Genomic DNA, 8,072 nt, shown 5'->3' with positions numbered 1-8,072 from the left:
AGCTGCAGGGAAAGCTGCTACCACTACCTTAGCCCACAACTGCCACGTGCGACGAATTTCCCGCGCAGTTTTACCAGGCTTAAAAGGATTCAGCTTATCAAAATAAATCACAACAACAGCCAAAATAGCTCCCAGCTGGATGACCACATTGAACATCTCCATGAAGGCTGGATTTTCATTTTTATACTTGATAAAATCTTGAATCAGAATCAAGTGGCCAGTGCTCGAAATCGGCAGCCACTCCGTAATTCCCTCAACAATTCCATAAATGATGGATTTCAATATTTCAACGATAAACATATCTAACTCCTAAAACAACTTTAGCACTTATTATACCATATATTGGGGGAGAGGGGAAGTTCTCCCAGAGCCTTTCGCTAGCTTTTTATCAAAAGGCTCCGCCACCTCCGCCTCCGCCTCCGCCAGAGAAGCCACCGCCACCACTACCTCCCGATGAAACCGAGAAATGACTGGCCGTTGAAGCAATATGACCATAATTTAAAAAACTGTGGGAACTTGCATAGAAAAGAGGGTGCAGATTATATTGTACATAGCCATCCATCGAAGCATTTCCCAAGGAAATCTGGCGCAGTTTCATCACGCGACTGACACGATCCGCATAACCAAAGAGCGTAGCATAGACCAAGAGACGGTTCCACAGAATGATTCCCTCCACCTCTGTCTTATCTAGGTGAGCAATGTCACGCAGCATATTGGCAAAGCTCTTCCAGAGATAAAAATCGTAGGCTCCTTCTTCACTCAAAATACCATCACGCTGATAGCTCTGCAAATCTTTTATCAGTAGAGAACCCGTAAGAAAAGCAAGCCCGCCCAGTGGAATAGAAGACCAGATAATGCCATCTAAAGCCAGCAGAAAGGCCAAGAAAGTCAGCAGAGATGTCCCAAAGGAAAGAAAACTGGCAGTCAGTGCTGTTCTAAATAATAATTTTTCTTCTCGGTTTAATGGGCGATAGTGGTCCAGCAAGTTCAGACGTTGAGTTTCCAGGCGTACTTGGTCAGACAAGGTCTGTAGATTAGCCGTAAAACGATTTTTAATGCTACTTCCAATTTGGCGAATTTGTGCCTCGTCTTTTGCTTTTTTATTTTTATAAAGTTCTTCTGAAATTTGGTAATCTTCAAACAAATCCGCTACTGCCGCTTGTTTATTTTTCCCAAAAGCCATCTTCAGGAACTGACCTTCAAAATCTGACAACCCTTCTTTAGAAACTAGCTTCAGGATCGGCTTATCGGCATCTCCCAAAAGCTGGATATGGCCTCGATCCATCAGATCCAGCAGGCTAGCCTGCACCAGATTTTCAAATTTTAAACAAGCTCGTCCGCCATTTGTCGGATCGACTTCCTCCATATCCACGGCAAAGATATTAGCCGCTAGAACCAGCGGGGCGAGATTTTGCGGAGCTTCATAAAGTCGAGCGTTTTTGGGGAAATTCTTTCTAGGTCGAATCTTATAACGAAAAATCAGATAACATATTCCCGAAGCTATCAGCAAAAACAAGGCTAAGAGAGGCAGATAAACTTCTCCCGAGCGATGATAAAACTTGGTCTGAGCCACAATCTTCTCTTCAATTTCTTGAAATTTTTTCAGATAGTCAGTTTCCGTCGGATTCTGGGCAACCTGATGGAGGGCCTGCCGATCCCAGTATCCATGCAATTCGACTTTCTTCCCACTAGGTAAATGAGAGAGCTGAATCCAATAGTCAGCACCATTCCTATCTACAACAGTCGGCTGCCCAAAATAACCTGTATGAGCATACATCTCTGTTGTAGACCAGCTTCCTAGGCCCCAAACCTTAATCCTAACACTTTTAATCTTCTCTTCCCAATCACTGATAGGAGTCCACTTTAGCTCAGCAATATCCTTATGAAGAAAAAGAAGATTACTCAATTTCCAGGTGACTGTTACAGTGACCGTGTCCCCTTCTTGACCAGCATTGTAAATCTTGACCTCGTAACCATCTCCTAAATCTGTGATTTGTGGCTCAAAGTTAGACTTTGCGATTCCATTTGTTTTTACGGAGATCGTTGGATTTGAATCAATAGAAAATCCTTCTGGCATTTTCCCAGCAGAGCCCAGCGAAACAAACTGGCCGTTGTAATCATCATCAAAATGATAAGTAACCCGCTCTGTGTAGGTTGCGGTATTATTAGCATGGATTTCCAAATCCCCTTGATAGGACTGGATTTGATAGTCCAAAGCCGACACCGTCCCAACAAAGAAAAAACTTAAAAGAAGGACAAAAATTCCAGACAAATACTTTTTCATAACTCAATATCCTTTCTATACTTATTCTATTATAGCATTTTTCTTAAGTAAGGGCTTACTGGGATTGAAAAGCGCCGTATTTTTCGGTAGAATAGAGAAAACAATTTTAGAAGGACTAGGAGAGAATATGAAAAAGTTCATTTTAACCTTATTTACAGCCCTCCTCGTCTGTCTGGGAACCCTCACTGTGGCTCAGGCAGATGACTATCTCCGAATTGGGATGGAAGCGGCCTATGCTCCTTTCAACTGGACACAGGATGATGATTCAAACGGAGCTGTCAAAATCGAAGGGACAAATCAATATGCCAATGGCTATGATGTCCAAATTGCTAAGAAAATTGCTCAGGAAATGGGCAAGGAACCACTGGTTGTAAAGACTTCTTGGAATGGACTGATTCCAGCCTTGACATCTGGTAAAATCGATATGATTATCGCTGGTATGAGCCCAACGGCTGAACGTAAAAAAGAAATCGCTTTTTCTGACAGCTACTACACCAGTGAGCCTGTTGTGCTCGTTCGAAAAGACGGTGACTACGCCAAAGCCAAGACTCTCGAAGACTTCAAAGATGCCAAAATCACTTCCCAACAAGGAGTTTATCTTTACAATCTGATTTCCCAGCTGCCTGGAGCCAAGCAAGAAACAGCTATGGGGGACTTTGCGCAAATGCGCCAAGCCTTGGAATCTGGCGTCATTGATGGCTATATCTCCGAGCGCCCTGAAGCCTTGACAGCCGAAGCTGCTAATTCTAAGTTCAAAATGATCCAATTCAAGCAAGGTTTTGATGTTAGCGAAGAAGACGCCTCAATTGCCATCGGTATGCGTAAAGGTGACAGTCGAATTGACCAAGCCAATGCTGCCATCGCTAAAATCTCAATGGATGACCAAGTGAAACTGATGGATCAGATGATCAAAACTCAGCCTGTGGACACCGATACAGACGATGCTGATGATACCTTCTTCAATCAAGTACTGAAGATTTGGAAAGAGAACTGGCCACAGTTTGTACGCGGAGCTGGCTTGACCTTGCTCATTTCCATCACAGGGACAGTTGCTGGTCTCCTGATCGGCTTGCTGATTGGAGTTTACCGGACAGCACCCGTTTCCAAAAATAAAGTTTTAGCTTCCCTACAAAAACTATTCGGTTGGTTCTTGAATATCTATATCGAAGTTTTCCGCGGTACACCAATGATTGTACAGTCTATGGTCATCTACTATGGAACAGCCCAAGCTTTTGGCATTTCGATTGACCGGACAGCTGCAGCCATCTTTATCGTTTCTATAAATACTGGTGCCTACATGAGTGAAATTGTCCGCGGTGGTATCTTTGCCGTTGACAAGGGACAATTCGAAGCAGCTACTGCACTAGGAATGACCCACGGCCAAACCATGCGTAAGGTTGTCCTGCCACAGGTGGTCCGCAACATTTTGCCTGCAACTGGTAATGAATTTGTCATCAATATCAAGGATACATCCGTCCTGAATGTCATCTCCGTGGTGGAGCTCTACTTCTCAGGAAATACGATTGCAACTCAGACTTATCAGTATTTCCAAACTTTCACCATTATCGCAGTTATTTACTTTGTCTTGACCTTTACCGTCACTCGAATCTTACGTTTCATCGAGCGGAAGTTTGACACAGATCATTACACAACAGGTGCCAATCAAATGCAGACGGGAGAATTGAAACAATGACCGAAACAATTTTAGAAATCAAACATCTCAAAAAATCCTACGGAGAGAATGAAGTCTTGAAAGACATTTCTCTGACTGTCCGCAAGGGCGAAGTTATCTCCATTATCGGAAGTTCTGGTAGCGGAAAATCAACTTTTCTCCGCTCCATCAACCTCCTCGAAACACCTACTGCTGGCGAAATTCTCTATCGCGGGAAAAATGTCTTGGATGAAAATTACGACTTGACTCATTACCGCGAAAAATTAGGTATGGTGTTCCAAAGTTTCAATCTTTTTGAAAATCTCAATGTGCTGGAAAATACCATCGTAGCTCAGACAACCGTACTCAAAAGAGAGCGTGCTGAGGCAGAAAAGATTGCCAAAGAAAATCTGGAAAAGGTAGGTATGGGTGAGCTCTACTGGCAAGCCAAACCTAAACAGCTCTCTGGTGGACAAAAACAGCGGGTTGCCATTGCGCGTGCGCTTTCCATGAATCCTGATGCTATCCTTTTTGATGAACCAACTTCAGCTCTTGACCCAGAAATGGTCGGCGAAGTTCTGAAAATCATGAAAGAATTGGCTAAAGAAGGCCTGACCATGATTGTCGTGACCCACGAAATGGAGTTCGCCCGTGATGTTTCCAACCGTGTTATTTTCATGGATAAAGGAGTCATTGCAGAGGAAGGCACTCCGCAAGAATTCTTTACCAATCCTAAAGAAGAACGGACAAAAGAATTCCTACAGCGATTTTTGAAATAAACAATTTACAACACAAGACGGTCAAAACTCAACCGTCTTTTGTTTTTATTTACAAAAACAAAAAAAGCGGGTTTCCCCACTTTTTGAAGATTAATCTTCAAACTTTTCATGATTTTTGTCGTAGAAATCAATCAAGCCAAGAGCTGTTTCAAAAGAAATATTCTTTACTTTTGCCCGTCCTTGAGCAAGAGCAATAATTGACATTTCACGCGCGTTTGTTTCTTTACTAATACGGTAACCTGTAATTTTTTTGTCACGAACCCAACCAACAACTGATTCTACTTTTTCAAAATTCGATTTAGCCATTTCTTACTCCTCTCTATTTATTTCGATAACTACTATAATTGTTTTTATACAGTTTGTCAACATAAAAAACCATATTCTAACAAATTAAATATTTCTGAAAATTCTTTATTTTGCTTTGAGGGCTGAAAGTATCTGTGTTCTAATACTTTCTACCCCTTCTGGATTCGCTGGAAGGAAAAGCGTATTATTGCCAGGTTTATCTGCAAAATTATTCAATGTATCAAGATATTGATTGGTCAACAAAATGGACATGATCTGTTCTTCTGTCAACTCAATATTTGCGCCTTTCAACTCTTTAATAGAATCTGCCAAGCCATCCACAATAGCCTTCCGCTGCTCTGCAATACCAACCCCGTGCAGACGGTCTTTCTCAGCCTCAGCCTCAGCCGCAGTGACGATTTTGATCTTATCTGCTTCCGCCAATTCCTGAGCGGCAACACGCTTGCGCTGCGCCGCGTTAATTTCATTCATGGACTGCTTGACTTCCGCATCTGGCTCAACCTTAGTGATCAAGGTTTTGACAATGATATAGCCATAAGTGGACATTTCTTCAGCCACCTGCTTTTGAACTTCTAAGGCAATCTCGTCTTTCTTTTCAAATAGCTCGTCCAAGGTCAGTTTAGGAACAGAGGAACGCAGAGCATCTTCGATGTAAGACTTAATCTGCGCTTCTGGCCGCATGAGTTTATAGTAAGCATCTGTGACATTGTGTTCATTTACCCGATACTGGGTCGCAACATTCATGGTCACAAAGACATTGTCCTGAGTCTTGGTCTCAACAATAATGTCACTCTGCAACAAACGTAACTGGACACGAGCGGCAATTTTGTCAATTCCCAAAGGCAAACGAATATTCATCCCACTTGTGCTGGTCTTATGGTAGCGTCCAAAACGCTCAATGATGGCAACAGACTGCTGACGCACAACGTAGAGCGAGCTGAGGACTAGTATTCCAAAAAGAACCAAGAGAATGAGAAAGAAGAAAAAGAATAGACTTAAAAACATAATCACATCTCCTTAATTTAATATAGTATATTCTAGCACACTCCTCAATCGCTTGCAATTAAAAAGCAGAGTTTTGCTAAAATATCTTTAGGTTCAGACCAACATATTATAAAGAGTTTCATTTCCGTTCAGATTGATGAAGGATGGGTCAAACTGCTCAATCCGATTAATCAGTGCAGCATAGTCATACTTGTTTGCCAGTGCAATCCCAATCAAGACTGGACCTGTCCCTTTGCTGGCTCGTTTGATATATTCAAATCGGGTGATATCATCATTTGGCCCTAAAATATCATTTACAAATTCACGTAAGGCACCTGGTCGCTGCGGGAAGTTTACCACAAAGTAGTGTTTGATCCCATCATAAATAAGGGCACGCTCTTCCATCTCCGGCATGCGGTTAATATCATTATTACCTCCAGAAATGATACAGCAAACCGTTTTTCCTTTGATATATTCACGCAACACTTCCAAGGCCGCCACACTAGCCGCCCCTGCAGGTTCCGCTACGATTCCCTGCTTAGAATAGAGGTCAATCAGCGTTTCTGAAATCAGACCTTCATCAACCCCGATAAGGGTTTCGACATTTTTTTGCGTTACTTCGTAAGTCAAAGAGCCGACTTTCTGCACCGCAATGCCATCCGCAAATTTATCAATTTCTTTAAGTTTGACTGGACCGCCTGCATCGAAAGCAGCCTTCATGCTACGGGCTCCATTGGCCTCTACTCCAATAATCTCAATCTGTGGCTGGGTTTCCTTAATATAAGTGGATACGCCTGCGATGAGACCACCGCCACCTACTGGCACCAAAACTAGGTCTAAATCAATGGATTCTCGAGCCGCATCATCTAAGATTTCATAGCCAACCGTTCCCTGACCAGCCTGAACATGAACATTATCAAAAGGATCGATAAAAGTCCGATTCTCTACTCGGGTAAATTCCATGGCTGCACGAGCAGAAGCGTCAAAAGTGTCACCTACTAGCTTGATAGTCACAAAGTCCCCACCAAAAAAGCGGACCTGACTGATTTTCTGCTGGGGAGTCGTAATGGGCATAAAAATTGTCGCTGGAATTTTCATTTCATTACAAGTATAAGCTACTCCCTGAGCATGATTACCCGCAGAAGCACACACAACTCCACGTTCGCGTTCCTCCTTGCTCAACTGAGAAATGGCATAATAGGCTCCACGGATTTTGAAGGAGCGCACACGTTGAGAATTTTCTTTTTTTAGATAAATCTTAGCTCCATACTTCTCTGACAAATAATGATCATAATCAAGCGGCGTATTGACAACGACATCTTTTAGTACCTTATGGGCACGGATGATATCTTTTGCTGTTAACATTCCTTTTCCTTTCCAAATAGGTTAAACAAACTCAGCTGGCTTGCCAGCTGAGTTCCCCACACGATCTTAGTTGTAGATTTTGAAAGCATCGTCATCGTTTTTACCAACGAATGGCATCGCTTTACGCAATTCAGCACCGACTTTTTCAATTTCAAGGTTAGCCGCTTGTTCGCGGTAAGCAGTTAATTTCGGACGACCTGCCTTGTAGTCGTTTACGAAGTCGTTTGCGAATTTACCATTTTGAATATCCGCAAGAACGGCTTTCATATTTTCTTTCACTTGCTCTGTAATCACGCGCGGACCAGATACATAGTCCCCATATTCAGCTGTATTTGAGATAGATTGGCGCATCTTCTTGAAGCCACCTTCGTAAATCAAGTCAACGATGAGTTTCATTTCGTGAAGAACTTCAAAGTAAGCCAATTCTGGTGCATAGCCAGCTTCGGTCAAGACTTCAAATCCAGCTTCAATCAGGGCAGTCAAGCCACCGCAGAGAACGGCTTGTTCACCAAAGAGATCTTCTTCTGTTTCTTCTTTATAAGTTGTTTCAAGTAAGCCAACACGGGCACAACCAACCCCCTTACACCAATCCATAGCGATGTCTTTAGCATTTCCAGTCGCATCTTGGTAAACTGCATAAAGAGCTGGTACACCAAAGCCCTCTTCAAAGGTACGGCGCACCAGGTGGCCAGGTCCCTTAGGA

The 8,072-nt window shown here is 42.8% G+C and carries 8 protein-coding genes; 2 read left to right on the top strand and 6 right to left on the bottom strand.

Annotation, left to right across the window (positions count from 1 at the left end; translation table 11 throughout):
• Positions 1 to 300: undecaprenyl-diphosphate phosphatase (locus STRDD04_RS11470; protein WP_331710268.1), on the bottom strand; the 300-nt coding region annotated here is incomplete at its 3' end.
• An 88-nt stretch (positions 301 to 388) separates the two neighbouring features.
• The gene (locus tag STRDD04_RS06360; protein ID WP_062200379.1) at positions 389 to 2,284 is read right to left on the bottom strand and encodes a DUF2207 domain-containing protein; all 1,896 of its coding nucleotides are present in this window, start codon (positions 2,282 to 2,284) and stop codon (positions 389 to 391) included.
• 127 nt (positions 2,285 to 2,411) lie between these two features.
• Between STRDD04_RS06360 and STRDD04_RS06355 the strand changes: the two genes are divergently transcribed.
• Together STRDD04_RS06355 and STRDD04_RS06350 are read left to right on the top strand one after the other, a co-directional pair.
• Positions 2,412 to 3,977 (top strand): ABC transporter substrate-binding protein/permease, encoded by a 1,566-nt coding sequence (locus STRDD04_RS06355; RefSeq protein ID WP_062200377.1) that lies wholly within the window; start codon positions 2,412 to 2,414, stop codon positions 3,975 to 3,977.
• Positions 3,974 to 4,714 carry an amino acid ABC transporter ATP-binding protein gene (locus STRDD04_RS06350; RefSeq protein WP_062200374.1) on the top strand — a complete coding sequence of 247 codons (741 nt, stop codon included), beginning with the start codon at positions 3,974 to 3,976 and terminating at the stop codon, positions 4,712 to 4,714. Before STRDD04_RS06355 ends, STRDD04_RS06350 begins: the two co-directional genes overlap by 4 nt.
• A gap of 90 nt (positions 4,715 to 4,804) precedes the next feature.
• On the opposite strand, the gene STRDD04_RS06345 is transcribed toward STRDD04_RS06350, so the two are convergent.
• From STRDD04_RS06345 to ilvC, 4 genes are all read right to left on the bottom strand, one after another.
• Positions 4,805 to 5,020, bottom strand: coding sequence for a capsule biosynthesis transcriptional regulator (locus STRDD04_RS06345; protein ID WP_001130035.1), 216 nt, complete (start codon positions 5,018 to 5,020; stop codon positions 4,805 to 4,807).
• Positions 5,021 to 5,125: 105 nt separating this feature from the next.
• Positions 5,126 to 6,025, bottom strand: coding sequence for an SPFH domain-containing protein (locus STRDD04_RS06340; RefSeq protein ID WP_037616125.1), 900 nt, complete (start codon positions 6,023 to 6,025; stop codon positions 5,126 to 5,128).
• A gap of 93 nt (positions 6,026 to 6,118) precedes the next feature.
• Positions 6,119 to 7,369 carry a threonine ammonia-lyase IlvA gene (gene ilvA / locus STRDD04_RS06335; RefSeq protein WP_062200372.1) on the bottom strand — a complete coding sequence of 417 codons (1,251 nt, stop codon included), beginning with the start codon at positions 7,367 to 7,369 and terminating at the stop codon, positions 6,119 to 6,121.
• A 66-nt stretch (positions 7,370 to 7,435) separates the two neighbouring features.
• On the bottom strand, positions 7,436 to 8,072 hold a 637-nt coding region (gene ilvC, locus STRDD04_RS11465), incomplete at its 5' end, for a ketol-acid reductoisomerase (protein ID WP_231853900.1).

Origin of the sequence: Streptococcus sp. DD04 (assembly GCF_001578725.1) — a bacterium.
Classification (GTDB): domain Bacteria; phylum Bacillota; class Bacilli; order Lactobacillales; family Streptococcaceae; genus Streptococcus; species Streptococcus sinensis.
Note: the sequence above shows the minus strand (reverse complement) of the source record. Positions and strands in the feature narration are given on the sequence as shown.